Annotated in this window: 17 protein-coding genes; 6 read left to right on the top strand and 11 right to left on the bottom strand. The window is 37.2% G+C overall.

The window, feature by feature from the left end; all coding sequences use genetic code 11:
• Positions 1-104: 104 nt before the first annotated feature.
• The 9 genes from ACSQ6I_RS06880 to coaD form a co-directional block, all read right to left on the bottom strand.
• Positions 105-641, bottom strand: coding sequence for a nucleotide exchange factor GrpE (locus ACSQ6I_RS06880; RefSeq protein WP_438889625.1), 537 nt, complete (start codon positions 639-641; stop codon positions 105-107).
• Between the two features lie 298 nt (positions 642-939).
• On the bottom strand, positions 940-1,152 hold the full coding sequence (locus ACSQ6I_RS06875; protein WP_438889624.1) for a DUF2997 domain-containing protein: 213 nt from the start codon (positions 1,150-1,152) through the stop codon (positions 940-942).
• 38 nt (positions 1,153-1,190) lie between these two features.
• Positions 1,191-1,565, bottom strand: a complete 375-nt coding sequence (locus ACSQ6I_RS06870; protein ID WP_438889623.1) for a DUF1257 domain-containing protein — start codon at positions 1,563-1,565, stop codon at positions 1,191-1,193.
• An 81-nt stretch (positions 1,566-1,646) separates the two neighbouring features.
• A complete protein-coding gene (locus tag ACSQ6I_RS06865; RefSeq protein ID WP_438889622.1) occupies positions 1,647-3,236 on the bottom strand; it encodes an AAA family ATPase in 1,590 nt (529 codons plus the stop codon).
• Between the two features lie 114 nt (positions 3,237-3,350).
• Positions 3,351-4,385, bottom strand: a complete 1,035-nt coding sequence (locus tag ACSQ6I_RS06860; RefSeq protein WP_438889621.1) for a hypothetical protein — start codon at positions 4,383-4,385, stop codon at positions 3,351-3,353.
• Positions 4,386-4,533: 148 nt separating this feature from the next.
• Entirely contained in the window at positions 4,534-5,352 is an 819-nt protein-coding gene (locus ACSQ6I_RS06855) for a GUN4 domain-containing protein (RefSeq protein WP_438889620.1), read from the bottom strand.
• A gap of 119 nt (positions 5,353-5,471) precedes the next feature.
• Positions 5,472-6,635: an SUMF1/EgtB/PvdO family nonheme iron enzyme gene (locus tag ACSQ6I_RS06850; protein WP_438889619.1), complete on the bottom strand. Its 1,164-nt coding sequence runs from the start codon at positions 6,633-6,635 to the stop codon at positions 5,472-5,474.
• Positions 6,636-6,762: 127 nt separating this feature from the next.
• Complete coding sequence (locus tag ACSQ6I_RS06845; protein ID WP_438889618.1) at positions 6,763-7,431, bottom strand: DivIVA domain-containing protein; 669 nt, start codon at positions 7,429-7,431, stop codon at positions 6,763-6,765.
• Complete coding sequence (gene coaD, locus ACSQ6I_RS06840) at positions 7,341-7,892, bottom strand: pantetheine-phosphate adenylyltransferase (protein WP_438889617.1); 552 nt, start codon at positions 7,890-7,892, stop codon at positions 7,341-7,343. The genes ACSQ6I_RS06845 and coaD overlap by 91 nt, the downstream gene beginning before the upstream one ends.
• A gap of 362 nt (positions 7,893-8,254) precedes the next feature.
• Here coaD and lgt point away from each other — a divergent pair, with 362 nt between their 5' ends.
• The 4 genes from lgt (at position 8,255) to rlmN (ending at position 11,958) form a co-directional block, all read left to right on the top strand.
• On the top strand, positions 8,255-9,124 hold the full coding sequence (gene lgt, locus ACSQ6I_RS06835; protein ID WP_438889616.1) for a prolipoprotein diacylglyceryl transferase: 870 nt from the start codon (positions 8,255-8,257) through the stop codon (positions 9,122-9,124).
• Positions 9,125-9,291: 167 nt separating this feature from the next.
• Positions 9,292-10,104, top strand: a complete 813-nt coding sequence (cobM, locus tag ACSQ6I_RS06830) for a precorrin-4 C(11)-methyltransferase (RefSeq protein ID WP_438889615.1) — start codon at positions 9,292-9,294, stop codon at positions 10,102-10,104.
• 215 nt (positions 10,105-10,319) lie between these two features.
• Positions 10,320-10,673, top strand: a complete 354-nt coding sequence (locus ACSQ6I_RS06825) for a phenylpyruvate tautomerase MIF-related protein (protein WP_127053643.1) — start codon at positions 10,320-10,322, stop codon at positions 10,671-10,673.
• A gap of 214 nt (positions 10,674-10,887) precedes the next feature.
• Complete coding sequence (gene rlmN / locus ACSQ6I_RS06820) at positions 10,888-11,958, top strand: 23S rRNA (adenine(2503)-C(2))-methyltransferase RlmN (protein ID WP_438889614.1); 1,071 nt, start codon at positions 10,888-10,890, stop codon at positions 11,956-11,958.
• 119 nt (positions 11,959-12,077) lie between these two features.
• Here rlmN and ACSQ6I_RS06815 read toward each other — a convergent pair whose 3' ends face one another.
• Positions 12,078-12,257, bottom strand: coding sequence for a replication restart DNA helicase PriA (locus ACSQ6I_RS06815; protein ID WP_323309910.1), 180 nt, complete (start codon positions 12,255-12,257; stop codon positions 12,078-12,080).
• 538 nt (positions 12,258-12,795) lie between these two features.
• On the opposite strand from ACSQ6I_RS06815, the gene ACSQ6I_RS06810 reads away from it, so the two are divergent.
• Entirely contained in the window at positions 12,796-13,848 is a 1,053-nt protein-coding gene (locus ACSQ6I_RS06810) for a DNA cytosine methyltransferase (protein ID WP_438889612.1), read from the top strand.
• 24 nt (positions 13,849-13,872) lie between these two features.
• A complete protein-coding gene (locus ACSQ6I_RS06805) occupies positions 13,873-14,301 on the top strand; it encodes a hypothetical protein (protein WP_438889611.1) in 429 nt (142 codons plus the stop codon).
• A 22-nt stretch (positions 14,302-14,323) separates the two neighbouring features.
• Here ACSQ6I_RS06805 and uvrC read toward each other — a convergent pair whose 3' ends face one another.
• A complete protein-coding gene (gene uvrC, locus ACSQ6I_RS06800; RefSeq protein WP_438889610.1) occupies positions 14,324-16,201 on the bottom strand; it encodes an excinuclease ABC subunit UvrC in 1,878 nt (625 codons plus the stop codon).
• Positions 16,202-16,345 lie beyond the last annotated feature (144 nt).

Raw genomic sequence — 16,345 nt, 5'->3', positions numbered from 1 at the left:
TATGTTGGGTTCAGAGAAAATAGATAAATTATTTAAAACTTTGTGAGTAATAAATGTTGGGTTTCGTTCCTCAACCCAACCTACAATTTATTTAATTTTTTATTCTAATTGAATCCTCCGGGTAAAGTGCGACTAACTTTAGCAGGATAGAGAACCTTATCACCATCTTGATAACCAATAAACCGAATATAGACTAATTCTCCTTCTTGGATATCATCACTATCAGCTTGATGTAATTGGGGATTATAATTTACCTGTTCCCAAATTTCACCAATAGCAGTATAACCCCAACTCGTAATCAGATTATCTAAAGATGTAAATAGAGAGATTAGATTTTTAGCAGGTAAATCAGGTTTAGCTAAAGCCATTTTTTTGACTGTAGGATAGTTGCTAAGTAAGGTTTGTAATTGGGTAAATGTTTCATTTTGAAAATCAATTCTTAATTGTTGAGATTGTTGTTTTAATTCTTCACGCAGTCGTTGACATTGAATTTCAAGTTCTAAAATTTTGATTTTTTGTTCTGTTTCTGGAGAAATAACAGTTTTATCTTGATTGTTTTCTGGGAATAATCCTCGCAGAATACTATAAATGATGATGACGAGAATTACAGCAAACCCGACATGATTAATTTGTTCTAGCATATTATTTATTAGTTTAATTTGCGGTTTGTTTATTCTCGTTTCTTGTTTCCAGTCTCCAGACTGGGAATGCAATCATAGAGGTTCTACCTCGATTTTATTCAAGAGTTCAGAGACTCTAATAAGTAATTGGACAAAAATATTTACAGTCATTGCGAGCGAAGCGAAGCAATCCCAGCCCCTGCGATTGCGTCATTCCACTTCGTTCCATTCGCAATGACATTGTGTAATTAATTCTGTCCAGGTACTTACTGCATTCCTTGTCTCTGACAAAGAACGAGATAAAGAGATAATAAGTCAATTACCGCTGCTGTAAAGATTGATTTTCAGAAGTGGTAATAAACTCATCTCCTTCGTAATATTCCGGTAATAATTCCTGAGATTCTATTTCTCCCAAGGATTTTTCAACCGCTTTTGTTGTCTCCACACAACTAGAACCAGTTGCATTTAAAACCTTTTCCACAATTTTACCATCTTTCCCAATTCGATATTCAACTTTCTGATATTCAGCCATGATTTTTTTCCTTTTTAATAATGTTAATTAACTAAATATTAAACCCATCTACCAACCACAACCCGCACAGTACCATCTTCTAATACTTCCTCTTCCTCTACATTAAAACCTTCAGCTTGAATTGTTTCCATTAAGGTTTTACAGGCATACTTTTGACTAATACTATTAACAAACTCTTGCTGATTAATTTTTGCACCCCAAAAATCTGCAACTATTTCATAATTTTCTCCCTGTTTACGAAAACCTAAATCATAACCATTAGATTGACGGATTACATATTCAGCATTAGTTGTATCACCACTATAACCACGTACCTTTGTATTTTGTTCAACTTGATGACCTAATTCCTTCAATACTTTATGCAGAACTTCACCGTTTTTAATTTGCACCTTTATAGTTGTAAAATGAGACATAAAAAAATCAACTCCTGTATATAAAAAAAATAATTACGAATTACATTGACGTAGCCTGCTATAAGCACTATTACGAATTATTTAATCTACTGCCAAATGACCCAAACCTTGCTGCTGAGAATAAACTTTTAGCTCCTCAATTAATAGCGTATCAATAGAACCCGTTCTTGCGCCAGCTTCCGCCGCCCAGCGTTTTAAACTGGTAATTTGTTCCTTAGCTATGGCTGATAAAGGAACAGTTTCTGATACCGCAGCTAAAATATCCTCCGTGTTAAAATCCCGCCTATTTCCATCAATTAAACTACCAAAAGCGCGGTGCATTCCATCAATAATTACTTGTTGAATTTCTGCACCGCTAAAGTTTTCGCTATTTTTTGCGAGTCGCTGTAAATCAAACTCTCTCAGTCGGGAAGGACGGATTTTTTGCAGGTGGACTTTAAAAATATCATGGCGTTCTTTTTCCGTAGGTAAATTTAAAAAGAATATTTCATCAAATCGCCCTTTTCTTAATAGTTCAGCAGGGAGTATTTGCACATTATTAGCAGTAGCTACCATAAACACCGGACTGGTTTTTTCTTGCATCCAGGTAATTAATGTCCCAAATACACGGCGCGATGTGCCAGAGTCACCATCAACACCACTATTAATATTACCAAATGCCTTATCTATTTCATCCATCCATAATACACAGGGTGAAATTGCTTCTGCTAATTGAATCATTTGGCGAATGCGATTTTCGCTTTCTCCGACTATTCCCCCAAATAATCTCCCCACGTCTAAACGTAACAATGGTAAACGCCATTCATGGGCGATAGTTTTGGCTGATAATGATTTACCTGTTCCTTGGATTCCTACTAAGAGAACTCCTTTGGGGTTGGGTATTCCATAGCATCGCGCTTCTTCGGTAAAAGCATCTTGACGCATTCGCACCCACTGTTTGAGATTTTCTAAGCCACCGACGTTTTTTAATGATTCATTGGCGGTGTAAAATTCTAATATTCCGGTTTGGCGAACTGCTTGTTTTTTCTCTTCTAAAACTCTATCAATATCTGCTTCGTTGACTTGTCCTTTTGCTGCTAAAGCTGCGGCTAAAACTCTTCTAATTCTGGCGCGACTTAATCCTTGACAGGCTTTGATTAATTGTTCTTTTCCTAGTCCATTTAAGTTAAGTTTTTCGGGGACTATTAATTGATGAATTAAATAATCAATTTCTTGGATGTTGGGTAAAGGAAAATCAATGACTGTGACTTCTTCTTGCAGTTCTGGAGGTATGGTTAATATATGACTGGTGAGGATGAGGGTTTGGCGTGTGCGTTTGAGTTGTCGAGTTAGGTTTTTAATAGCCCGAATTACGGGAGCATTTTTTTCTGTTTCTGGGTTTTTGAGGATAAAATGTATGTCTCTCAATACAAATATTGTGGTTGTATTTTCTGGGGCTTTGGTAATTCTTGATAATGCACCCATGACTGAACTTTTATCACTTCCGTTGTCATCCCACCCGGTGACTATATCCCATAATAATAGCTGTCGTGGTGTCTGAGATATTTGGGTGAGTTGTTGGAGGACTTGTTCTATTGGTTCTTCTTCGACTCCGACTATATACAGCAGTGGATAGCGGGCGCGAAGCATTAAATCTATTTGTTGGAGTAGTTGTTGATGGGGGTTATTCATTTGTAGGAATAGGAGGTAGTTGTTAATTTATTGGGTTTTTAATTTATATAGGTAATAGTTGTAGTTCCTTAAGTAATTCATGAAAGAAAATGGCACATAATTATTTTAACTGTATTAATCAAAATCATAATTATCATCCTCTAATTGATCATAATATTCTGATATTTCCGAAGAATATTCATGACCATACATAGCTTCCTCTAAAGGCATATAAAGTTTTTCGCTTATTAATTGAAAAATATTCAATGCAGCGTCTATCATACCTACTTCTTGCTCTGAAGAGACAGTCATAATATCATATCTAGACTTAGCATTGTTATGGAAAAAAGAATATTTTTGTATCTCTGATTCTATGTTTTCAGAAAAAGGAAGAGCTTGCCTGTAATGTTGAACTATTTTTAATAAATTGTGTCCATATTCGTTACCTCTTAAAATTTTTAGTAAGTCTTTAATTTCTTGACCCAGCATTGAATTTTCTGAAATAACACAAGCTTTTAATAGCTTTTCAATTGCTTGTGAAAGGGGAAAAATTATGAATTGATAATTACTGGTGCTGGTATTTTTTAAAGTAAGAATAGCAAGATTCAAATCCTCAATAGCAAGAGAAAGAAATTTTATTGTTTCAGCAGCTAAGTAAAAAATATTTTCTTGAAGACCGAAAAAATCATTTTCACTTTTTCTTATTTCATCTCGCCAACGAATAACAGATTGTAGATTTTTTATAGCTATCCATTGTATTTTTGCTCTTTTAAATTCCTCTTGTAAAAATTTACGTTCTTGTTCTGTTAAATCTTTTATTACAATCTCTGGTAAATTTGTACCATTACGAATATTATAATATTCACCTGTTATTTTCTGCACACAAATCCAATAAATGTCTCCTTGAATAAAAAATGGTTTTTCTTGGAAAAAATTGCTGACATTTGTTCTAATTTTATAATTTCCTTCATACCAAATATCAATATTTACCAACAATAACATAGTATTTGTATCTAAATCAAAACAATCAATATTGATATTAAGCGCACGGCATATTTCCCTCTTTACAATATCAACTCTGTCAAAAACAGATATACTTTCACTTGCCAATCTGCGATCTATATTAGCTACTACTTGAGCTATTTTAGCATCTATTTCATCTTGGTTCATTTTCAATTCATCCTCAGATATTACTAAAAACAGCTTTGTTTAGGTAATTTTAATCTAGCCATCTTCTTAGAAGATAAACTAGAAAATTTAGTTAGGTAAAATGGCAGATGATTAGTTATCAATCTATAAGCCTAAATAACAGACATAACTACAGTCCACAAGTCTTGACACGATAGAAGATCGCGAGACCCTTCCCTTTTTTCTCCCAAGCTTCAGTCGATTCACCATTAAATAACAGAAAATAACGGAGATATTCTTTAGAATACGGTAGATGTCCTCTTAATGCTGTCAAATCAAAAGTAATATCATTCTCTTTTTTAAATTCCTTATTTCTAGGGTGGCTAGAGTTTCCTTTCATCCATCCTATCTGATCAGCAAACTTAAGCCAGTATGTGAAGTCTCCAATCATCATTCCAGCCAAACTTTGATAAATCTGCTTCTGGACTGAAAACCCAAAACGGCCATCACTATATTTTACCCACAACTGGTCAATGGTGCGGAGGTCTTCACAGGGAAAGTTGTAAATATCTTCTGAGTCGATATATTTTTCTTGTTTCGTAATAGTTAACATTACCCGTCTGGTTTCGTCATTAGCTTCTTTCCAGCTACCAGCACCAAGCAAGTTCCTTAGTTCTCTGTAGTCCATTCCTACGGATGATTTTAACGTTACTTGGTCGAATATTATTAAAGCTTTTTTTACACTCGCTTCTGTCCGAGAATTTAACAACGAATAAGCTGCATTTTGAATATCCCAAGATTCATCCTTTAAACCTGCAATCACTAAATCTAAACCCTGTTCTCCATAATTGAATGCTTCTTTGATTGCAGCAATTCTCACTTTTAAATCTGGATTTTGCAACCGTAATTTTACGCCTTCAATACCACCTAAAACGGCTGCACCTTCTAGTGATGGACGATTACCACCAAGCACAGCATCGTATTCTTTCGGTTGTTGCGGATTATTCATATTGGTTAATAGTTGGATTTTATGTATGCTGTATTAAAAAAGTATATATGCATATTAAACTATGTTAACTTAATGCCATTTTTATGTAAAAAATTGATTGCTGTAAGGTAAGGGAAAAACTAAAGAGTTCTCTCAGCGGAAACCACTAAACGAAATCCGTTGAAGTAGAATCTACTGTAAAGTCTGCCGTAGTTACGAAACGCAGAACAGCAACAACTAGGGAGGCCATACCAAGAACCACCACGCGCTAATTTAAAATTGCTTTGATCAATCAAGTTGCTATTATCAACGTAAGTACTCTCATCTTTGGGCATACTTTTATAGTCATCAGTCCAAGCATCTTCACACCATTCCCAGATATTACCGTGCATATCATATAAACCAAAAGCGTTAGGAAGAAAATTTCCTACATCGGTGGTTTCTTTTCTATCCACTCCTCCAGTACAAGTGTTGTTATACATATATTTCCCACAGTAATTTACCAAGTCTGTGGTTATGGTTTCACCAAAATAAAAAGGTGTATTTGTTCCGGCTTTACAGGCATATTCCCATTCTGCTTCGGTGGGTAAACGATATTTTTTATCTGTATATTTACTTAGCCTAGCACAAAATTCCTGTGCATCAAGCCATGATACACATTCTACTGGTCTTTTTTTTCCTGAAAAGCCTGAAGGTCTGGGGTTAAGGTCTATATCGATATTTGGTAATTCTGCTACTCTTTCCCATTGCTCTTGAGTAACAGTATATTTTCCTATATAAAACGCTTGAATAGAAACTTGATGTTGAATATATTCAGAATCTGTTCTTTGTAGTTCATCTTTTGGTGAACCCATCATAAAACTACCAGCAGGAATTGCAGCCATTTCCAGGTTAACACCATTGCCTAAATCTTCTATAAAATATCTAGCTATATGTTGCTGACGCTGAATAATTGTCCCAAAGTTGTTAACTGTTACTACTTCAATTTGTTCTAGTTTAAAACCTTGTGGATTAAATTTTAATAACGCTTGTCTAGCTTTTAATTCTATTCGATTATTTAATAATAAATAAGCTTGTATTTTTACTTCTACAGATTCATCATTCAAAGCTTCAATTACTAAATCTAAACTCTGCTCTCCATAATTCAAGGCTTTTTTAATTGTAGCAATTCTCACTTTTAAATCTGGATTTTGCAACCGTAATTTCACGCCTTCAATACCACCTAAAACCGCTGCTCCTTCTAGTGATGGACTATTATCACCAAGCACAGCATCGTATTCTCGCGGTTGTTGGGGATTATTCATGATTGGTTAATGATAGGGTTTTATGTATGCTGTGTTTAAAATATCGTTTAAAAATTGGATGCAATACCAAAAAAGGTAAGGCATCAAGATGATTTTCAACTTTGCCACAATTATGAATTAAAAATGATCATCTCTTTTTAGGATTGGGTGAATTACGCTGCTTGGGAATATCTCCTCGCAGTTGTAAACGACCATTAGTAATAATTCGCAACATTTCCTGAAGATCCTGTTCGATATTTTCCAGGACATTATCAGCATATTGATCAGCACCGTCTTCAATTTCTTGAGCTTGTGCGATCGCACTTTGTCTCATTTCCTCCAATTCTTGCATACAAGCACGTCGTTTCTGCTCAATCTCCGCCAGAGTATCTTGCATCATTGCATCACACTCTTGCTGCACTTTTCGCCGCAACTGTTCAGCTTCCCGTTCTGCTTGTCTGACAATATCGCTCTCAGCCAAAATTTGCGCTCTTTTGGCTTGTGCTGATTCCACAACCTGTTGTCCATATTCTTCCGCTTCCATCATGATTTCCTCCTTTTGTTGGAGGAGTTCCGCAGCTTCCTGAAACACTGACGGTAAAGAAACGCGCACAAAATCAAGCTGTTCTAGTAGCTTATCTTCATCTACTAGGGTGCGTCTTACTAACGGAATTTGTAGACCAGAAAGAACAATATCCTCCAGCCGGTTGAGTTCTAGCTGAATGTCTACACCTGTTGGTCCAGTAGGCTGCTCTGGAGGTGGGGGGTTGTTTCCGTTGTGATTAGATTCAGGGCGGGAGAGTTTTGGTTGTAGCATTGGTATATATCTAAGGCAATGTGTGGGGGAACGAGATGATCGACAGAGCCACCAAACTTTGCAATCTCTTTTACCACACTACTACTTAAAAAACTATACTCATTCGAGGTTGCCAGAAAAACTGTCTCAATCTGAGTAGAAAGTGTTTTATTAGTGTGAGCCATTTGCAGCTCGATCTCAAAGTCGGAAACCGCTCTTAAGCCGCGTAACAAAACTTGTGCTTGTCGCATTTGGGCATAATTAACGGTCAGACCGTCAAAGCTGTCTACTTCCACATTAGGTAAATGTTTTGTAGTCAGACGAATTTGGTCTATTCTTTGTTGTACTGTAAACAGCGGCATTTTGTTAGGATTTCGCAATACAGCCACTATGACCCCATCAAACAGCCGACTACCCCTCTGAATAAGGTCAAGGTGTCCTAAAGTAATAGGGTCGAAGCTCCCAGGATAAATAGCAATCATTCATATATATCAAACGGCTTTAGGTAATTATAGCGACTGAAGAGGCAGGGGAGCAGGGAGCAGGGAGCAAGGGGGAAAAATGCAACGGACATTTTACTCCGCCCCAGTAAGAATGCCCTACAAGGGCGGGGCTTCTCTACGAGACGCTCCGCGAACATACCCATGTTCCGCCCCACGGCAGAAGAGAAAGAGCATTCCCCCTGCCCCCTTCCCCTCTGCCTCTTCGGTGCAGGAGTTTTTTAATTTTTAATTGTTCTATTACCAATTACCCATTTCCTATTTTGAATTGATTTCCACCCAGCTTATGATGTTTAAGGTCGGGAACGTAGCAGTAGTCAATCAACTCTTTTAGGTAATTTTGCATGGAACTGGATTTTTTTGCTTTGCCCTTAGGGTTTCAATTTACTTCTCCAGGACCGATTCTGTTAAAACTAGGGCCAATAGTTATCCGCTGGTATGGTTTGTTAATCGCCTCATCTGTGTTAATTGGCGTTAGCCTTTCCCAGTATTTGGCAAAACGTCGTCATGTTGATCCGGAGTTAATCAGCGATTTGTCAATTTGGCTGGTAATTGGAGCTATTCCCGCAGCCAGGCTATATTACGTTTTATTTCAATGGTCAGAATATTCCCAGCATCCAGAACGGATAATTGCGATTTGGCAAGGAGGTATTGCCATTCACGGAGCGATTATCGGCGGTGTAACGGCGGCGTTAATGTTTGCCAAACTCAAAAAGATATCTTTCTGGCAATTAACTGATTTGGTAGCGCCTTCGCTGATTTTAGGGCAAGCGATCGGACGTTGGGGAAATTTTTTCAATTCTGAAGCTTTTGGCGACCCTACGAACTTACCCTGGAAGTTATATATTCCCCCTGAGCGTCGTCCCCCTAGTTTGGCTAATTTTGAATACTTCCATCCCACGTTTCTCTACGAATCTTTGTGGGATTTAATGGTATTTGCACTGCTGCTAACTTTATTTTTTCGCGCTTTATCTAGCAAGCCAAGGCTAAAAGTTGGGACGTTATTTCTAGTTTACTGGGTAGCCTACAGCTTAGGACGCTTGTGGATTGAAGGCTTACGCACAGATAGCTTGATGCTAGGTCCGCTGAGAATAGCGCAAATAGTCAGTTTAACAGGAATGTCTTTTGGTTTGGCTGGTTTAGCCTGGCTTTATTTTCTTAAACGCCCTTTACCCGATGTCGTTTCCCCCTCTAAAGGTGATGGAGATTGTTAATAATCCAATGCCAATGACTAAAAATAAAAAATGCCCCAGAGTTCTCTCTAGGGCTTAACCAGGGTGCATCTACCATTTCTCTCTACTAGGCAAAGGAAGTTAATCCGGAAAGGCTCTGATGCAAATGCCAAAATTTTTTTTGCTGCTGAATTGTTGTGTGAGTTTATATGAGTGAATGTACGAATAATTTAAGTTCCACTAGTGTGATGCAACATCCCTTAGAATCAGCGGTGTATATTGTGGGAGCAGGGCCTGGAGATCCTGATTTATTGACGGTGAAAGCCCAAAAACTTCTGGCTGCTGCTGATGTAATTTTATTTGCTGATTCCTTAATACCAGAACAAATTTTAGATATTTGTCGTCAAGATGCCCAAATTATTCGGACGGCAAATAAGACTTTAGAAGAGATTTTGCCGATTATGATTGAAGGGGTGCGATCGCACAAATCTGTGGTTCGTCTTCATTCCGGTGATCCTAGTCTTTACAGTGCTATCCACGAGCAAATGCAGCTTTTAGCCGAGGCAAACATACCTTTTGAAGTCATCCCTGGGATCAGTGCTTTCCAAGCTGCTGCGGCTAAACTGAAGGTAGAATTAACTGTTCCTGGTTTAGTGCAAACTATCATCCTCACCCGCATCAGTGGACGGACAGAAGTCCCCGCGACAGAAGAATTAGCTACTTTAGCATCACATCAAGCTAGTCTTTGCTTATATTTGAGTGCGCGTCATGTTGCTGATGCTCAAACCAAACTACTAGAACATTATCCAGCACAAACCCAAGTAGCAATCTGCTTTCGCATTGGTTGGCCTGATGAAAAAATCCTGGTTGTTCCTCTTGACGAAATGGCAACTTGTACCCACAAAGAACAATTACTGAGAACGACACTTTATGTAATTAGCCCCGCACTTTTACCAGTAACAGGTCGCTCTCGTTTATACCATCCTGAACATAATCATTTGTTTCGTTCATCTCATCATTAGTACCGAGTACCGAGTACCGAGTCTTAAGTAACTGATATTTTGTGTATACTAAACACGGTTGGGACATGGACTTTTGCAAGATTACGAAAAACCCAGATAGGTAGGGGTAAAGCGCAATGCTCAACCCCTACCTATAGAATCAAATGATTAAGCCGTAGTGAGTGTCACCTGACATAGAATTAGTATTAGCAATTGTCAATTTAAAATTTTTGATTATGCCATTAATTAAAGTTCAAACTTCTGTATCTGCCCCGGAAAAGAGTGAAATTGAGTCAATGCTCAAAGGTCTTTCAGCTAAGTTAGCTAAACATACAGGTAAACCAGAATCTTATGTGATGACTGCTTTTGAACCAGAAATACCCATGACTTTTGCCGGAACTACAGACCCAGTTTGCTATATTGAAATTAAGAGTGTTGGCACAATGAAACCTGAACAAACTTCCGCTATGAGTCAGGACTTTTGCCAGCAAATTAATCAAGTTTTAGGTGTTCCTAAAAATCGAATTTACATAGAATTTGCCGATGCAAAAGGTTCAATGTGGGGTTGGAATAGCACAACCTTTGGTTAATAAAAGAATCTGATTTGAATTTGGAAAAAATCTAAGTATTTGTAGTAACGCACCATCTAAAGCTCCTAGTGCGTTACACTACGCTAACACACTGATTCTAATTACGAATTACGAATTACGAATTACGAATTACGAATTACGAATTACGAATTACGAATTACGAATTATTTTGAGGGTTGTAGGATAGAGATCCTGCATCAATTAGTAATTTTTTATGTCTGCTACACCGTTTGTATCTCAAGTAGGTTTACCCACATCCGAAAATTCTGAACTTGTTCCCCCCCTTCTCGGTGCTTCGGTAGCGGAGTTAACTGCTTGGGTTCAGCAGCAGGGACAACCTGCTTATCGGGGTAAGCAATTGCATAATTGGATATATGATAAGGGAGTGCGATCGCTCGCTGATATTTCTGTGTTTCCAAAAAGTTGGCGCGAGCAAGTTGCAGATGTCCCCATTGGCCGCTCATCTCTACATTACCGTTCTGTTGCCCCGGATGACACTGTAAAATATCTGTTGAAACTCGCAGATGGGGAAATTGTCGAAACTGTTGGTATCCCCAGTGATAAGCGGTTAACGGTATGCGTTTCTACACAAGTTGGTTGTCCGATGGCTTGTGATTTCTGTGCTACAGGTAAAGGAGGCTATAAACGCAATCTTAGCTGTGCGGAAATTGTTGATCAAGTATTAACTGTACAAGAAGATTTTCAGCAACGGGTGAGTAATGTGGTGTTTATGGGGATGGGTGAACCGTTGTTAAATACGGAAAATGTCATCTCTGCGATTAAATCCATTAATCAAGATGTGGGGATAGGAGCGCGATCGCTCACAGTTTCTACTGTAGGCATCCGCGATCGCATTCGTCAACTAGCCGAACACCTTTTCCAAATTACCCTCGCTGTCAGTCTCCACGCACCTAACCAAGCATTGCGGGAACAACTCATTCCCAGTGCTAAAGCTTACCCCATAGAAGACTTATTGGATGAATGTCGAGAATATGTAGAAATCACAGGACGCAGAGTTACCTTTGAATATATCCTCCTCGCTGGGGTAAACGACTTACCAGAACACGCTTTGGAATTATCAAAACGTCTACGGGGTTTTCAAAGTCATGTGAATTTGATTCCTTACAACCCCATTGAGGAAGTAGATTATAAAAGACCAAACCGCGATCGTATTCAAGCCTTCGTTAACGTTCTCCAACAGCAAAACACCGCTGTTAGTGTCCGTTACTCCCGTGGTTTAGAAGCTGACGCAGCTTGTGGACAATTGAGAACAAGTAAAAGGTAATTCGTAATTCGTAATTCGTAATTTCAAATTATTAACCAGTTCCCAGTCTCCAGTCCCCAGCGATGCACTGAGCTTGTCGTAGGCTTTTAGCCGTGCCTTTGGCAAGTGTCCCCAATCGTTTACCTTTTGGCGTAAATACCTGGGGCATAAGCCTCAATGACTTTACCCGTGCGAGTGCAGGTGATCATCAAGTAATCACAACTTGGGCATTGTGTCCGTGTGATTTGACTCTCAGCAATGTAGTGACGTTCAGCTGCACTGCCGCAATTTGGGCAGTGAATTTTTTGTAATACTTGCATTTTAAAACCCCTGGATTTAATAAAATTTTGGAAAAATTTGCAAAAACTGTAACTCTAGCGGGTAAATATTTAAGTCGCCAAATTGGCTAACTTTTCTTAAAAAACTTTAACAGAAAAAAATTTGATATTCTTAGTCATTATCCTAACCTTTATACTTCATCGCCCTCACACTTTAGATATAGAAATTTACTTTTGCTGTGATTTCTTCTGAGGTTATTGGTGATCCCTGACTATAAATCTTTGAGACAGCCTTATTTTCCCTCTTGTTTCAAAATAGTGTGTCTTTGTATTCAAGCGCTACAGACTGAGAAAAACTGTAGTTTAAGTCACAAAATTTGTATTTTTATATTTAATTAAGATTTGGTATCCGGTGAGTATCTCACCAAAATGGAATTAATTCAGCGCTGTTGAGGATTATTGTAGCTTCTGAAACTTAGTGGATAAACATACCACATGATCTCAACTTTTGAAGATGTTGTCCTAAACTTTGCTATAATCTTTAATCTCTTTGTATCAGATACTACTTGACTAATTTTTTATGGAAAAATTTAAACTCAAATTTGCTGATCTCTTCGCAGGTATTGGAGGTTTTAGATTAGGCTTTGAAAAAGCAGGATATGACTGTGTATATTCATGTGAAATCAATGAAGCTTGCCAAAAAGTCTATTTTAATAATTTTGGAGAAATTCCCGAAGACGATATCAGAAAAATTGATTTTAAAAATCTACCTTATTTCGATGTTTTAACGGCTGGTTTCCCTTGTCAACCTTTTAGTATTTGTGGCAGAAAAAAAGGCTTTCATGATACTAGAGGAACTTTATTTTTTCATATATGTGAAATCATTGAATATATAAAACCTCCTGTAGTTATACTGGAAAATGTTAAACATATATTACATCATGATCAAGGTAAAACATTAGAAGTAATATTATATTCTTTGGAAGATATAGGTTATATAGTTAATTATGAGATACTTAATTCTAAAGATTTTGGATTACCACAAAATAGAGAACGAGTAGTATTTGTTGCCACAAAAGACAAAAAATTCGATTTTAAGCTTCTCAAGAAAACTCATCCATTTCCCAAGCTAAGAGAATTTTTGTATAGTTCTGGAGAATTTGAATATTTAAATCCCCAAGAATACACAATGATAGATAATCCAAAAGAACAACTATCTGGTTTGATTTTTGTAGGATATCGTAATAAAAATATCTGGAAAACAGGTGTGAGGCCAAACACAGAACATTTATCAAGGGTTCATCATCAGCCTAATCGAATCTATTCTATAGAAGGAGTACATCCAACAATACCTTCTCAAGAAACTTCAGGTAGATTTTTTATTTATATCCCAGAAGAAAATGCAGTTCGTAAATTAACGCTGCGAGAGTGTTATAGAATTATGGGTTTTCCTGATAATTTCAAAACTCACAATAATTTAGCAGAATGTTATAAACAAATAGGTAATTCTGTATCTATACCAGTTATGTATGAACTTGCTAATCAAATCAAAAAACAAGTTTTTTCTGATATAAAAATGCAACCTGAAATTATCAATTTCAAGGCTGAATATCTTCTAAAACCACACATTTAATTATAAAGTCCAGTGTTTAACAACATGAATCATAAAGAAAAATTGTTACAAATTTATAATGAATTACATGAGATTTTTGATAAAAATAATCATCTTGTTGAAGCAGTAGAAATAAAACATGGACAAGAAATAACTTTGCAAATTGTTTATCGTGCTAAAGAGAAGATTCTGAAATACAATCCTGGCAGATATTATATCCTTGCTTCAAAAGATGTTAAAAAATCGGAAGCTGCTCAAATTAATGAAGTTATTAAAGAAATGGCATTAGAACATGGATGTCAATTAATTGTTAATGGAATTATACCCACAATCAAATATTATTTAAGGTTAATCATGTCTATTACTGATTTTATTGAGCTTTATTCTAAATTAATAGAATCAGATACTGAACTTCAAAAAATTCACAAAGAGAAATGGAATGAAATTTTAGGTAGATTAATGATTGATGATTAATGCAAAAATAAAGTTAAATTACTCAAGATGGATGAAAATAATTGTAAATCTCCTGCGCTAAATGAGTTCCAATTCCCGACACCTCAGCGAGTTGTGCAGGATTAGCTTCACGGATATAATCAACAGAACGAAAATGAGCTAAAAGTAACTTTTGACGATGTTGTCCTAAACCAGGAATTTCATCTAAACGCGATCGCTTTAATTTATCACTTCTTTGCTGACGATGGAAACTCACCGCAAACCTGTGTGCTTCATCCCGCAAGCGTCGCAACAACTGTACCCCCGGTTGTTCAGCGTCTGTTTTTAAGGGTTGAGATGAGTCAGGTAAAAAGATTTCTTCACGTTTTTTCGCTAAACTCACAACCCGTAAATCTGCAAGTAAATGCATTTCTTGCAAAATAGCCACAACGGAAGATAACTGACCTTTACCACCATCAATCATAATTAAATCAGGCCAATCAGGATTATCTATCCGTGATAATTTCGGATTTTCAATATATTTTCTAAATCGTCTTTGAATAACTTCTGCTAAACTGGCAAAATCGTCAGAGTGTCCAATAGTAATATTAGGATTTTTGATTTTGTAATGACGGTAATATTGTTTGGCTGGTAAACCATCAATAAATACGACTTGAGAAGCTACCGCATTAGAACCTTGAATATGAGAAATATCATAACCTTCAATGCGTTGGGGTAAATCGGGTAAATCGAGAATAGCAGCTAAATCTTGGGTAGCTTGGAGATTACTATTTCCCAATTTTTGCATTCTTTGCAGTTCATATTGGGCGTTACGTTCTACCATCTCGATTAATTCTGCCTTAGTTTGTCGCAAAGGAGCTAAAATTGTCACTTTTTTACCTTTGCGTTGAGTTAAAATATCCGTCAAAATTTCTCCGTCGGTTAACTCATGTTGTACTAAAATCTCTGTTGGAATTTCTACACTTTCCGCAGTTTGGTAATGTTCCTCTAAAACTCGTTGTAAAATAGCCCCAGGTTCAGCGTGTGCATCTGCTACAAACCCCAATCTTCCTACCAATTGACCTGCACGAATTTGGAATAATTGAATACAAGCGTGTTGATCATCTGCTGCCAATGCGATCGCATCTCGTGACACAGTATCATCAGGTAAGGATACTTTTTGTTGTGCGTTCAGAGACTTTAAGCCAGTAATTTGATCACGAACTCGCGCTGCTGTTTCAAAATTCAATTCTTCAGCCGCAGTTTGCATTTGTGCTGTTAAAATATCAATTAGTTCCTGACTTCTCCCTTGGAATACCATTGCTACCTTTTGGACAATTTTGCGATATTCTTCGGTAGAAACTAATTTTTGACAAACACCAGGACAGCGACCAATATCATAATTTAAACAAGTACGGTCTTTAAATAAAGGTTGTGGTCTTTGTCTGAGGGGAAATATGCGTTTACACAGGTGGACTATTTCGCGCAATAGACCAGAATCTGTATAAGGGCCGTAGTATTTATCTTTTGCTTTTCCTAATTGGCGTTTGCGGGTAATAAAAATACGCGGATAGTCTTCTGACCAAGTGATGCAGAGATAAGGATATTTTTTATCATCTTTGAGTAAGACGTTAAAATATGGCTGGTGCTGTTTGATTAAATTGGCTTCTAGTGCTAAAGCTTCAACTTCGGTGTCGGTGACGATAAATTCAATTTCTGTCACCAGCTTGACCATTGTGTTGATGCGTTCCGTCTTGTTGGTGGAGTCCCGGAAATAGGAACGGACACGCGATCGCAATTTGCGAGATTTACCTATATATATTATGCGATCGCTTCCATCTCGCATCAAGTAAACCCCTGGTTCAGCAGGAATTTCCCCAAGACGGTTTTCCAGTCTTTCGGGATTTTTAACTAGTGGTAGTGTTTGAGCAGATAAAGTCACGGTTAAAGTTAGGTAATTTGACAGATATACCCTTCTTTATTTTAAGAAATTTTTCTAAGAAATTGGCTGCTGCAATTAGGGAATACACAATAATTGTTTGCAATACAAAGGGTTTAGCAATGCTAAACCCCTACACCTCTATTT

The organism is Anabaena sp. WFMT, assembly GCF_051781005.1.
GTDB lineage: Bacteria > Cyanobacteriota > Cyanobacteriia > Cyanobacteriales > Nostocaceae > Anabaena.
Note: the sequence above shows the minus strand (reverse complement) of the source record. Positions and strands in the feature narration are given on the sequence as shown.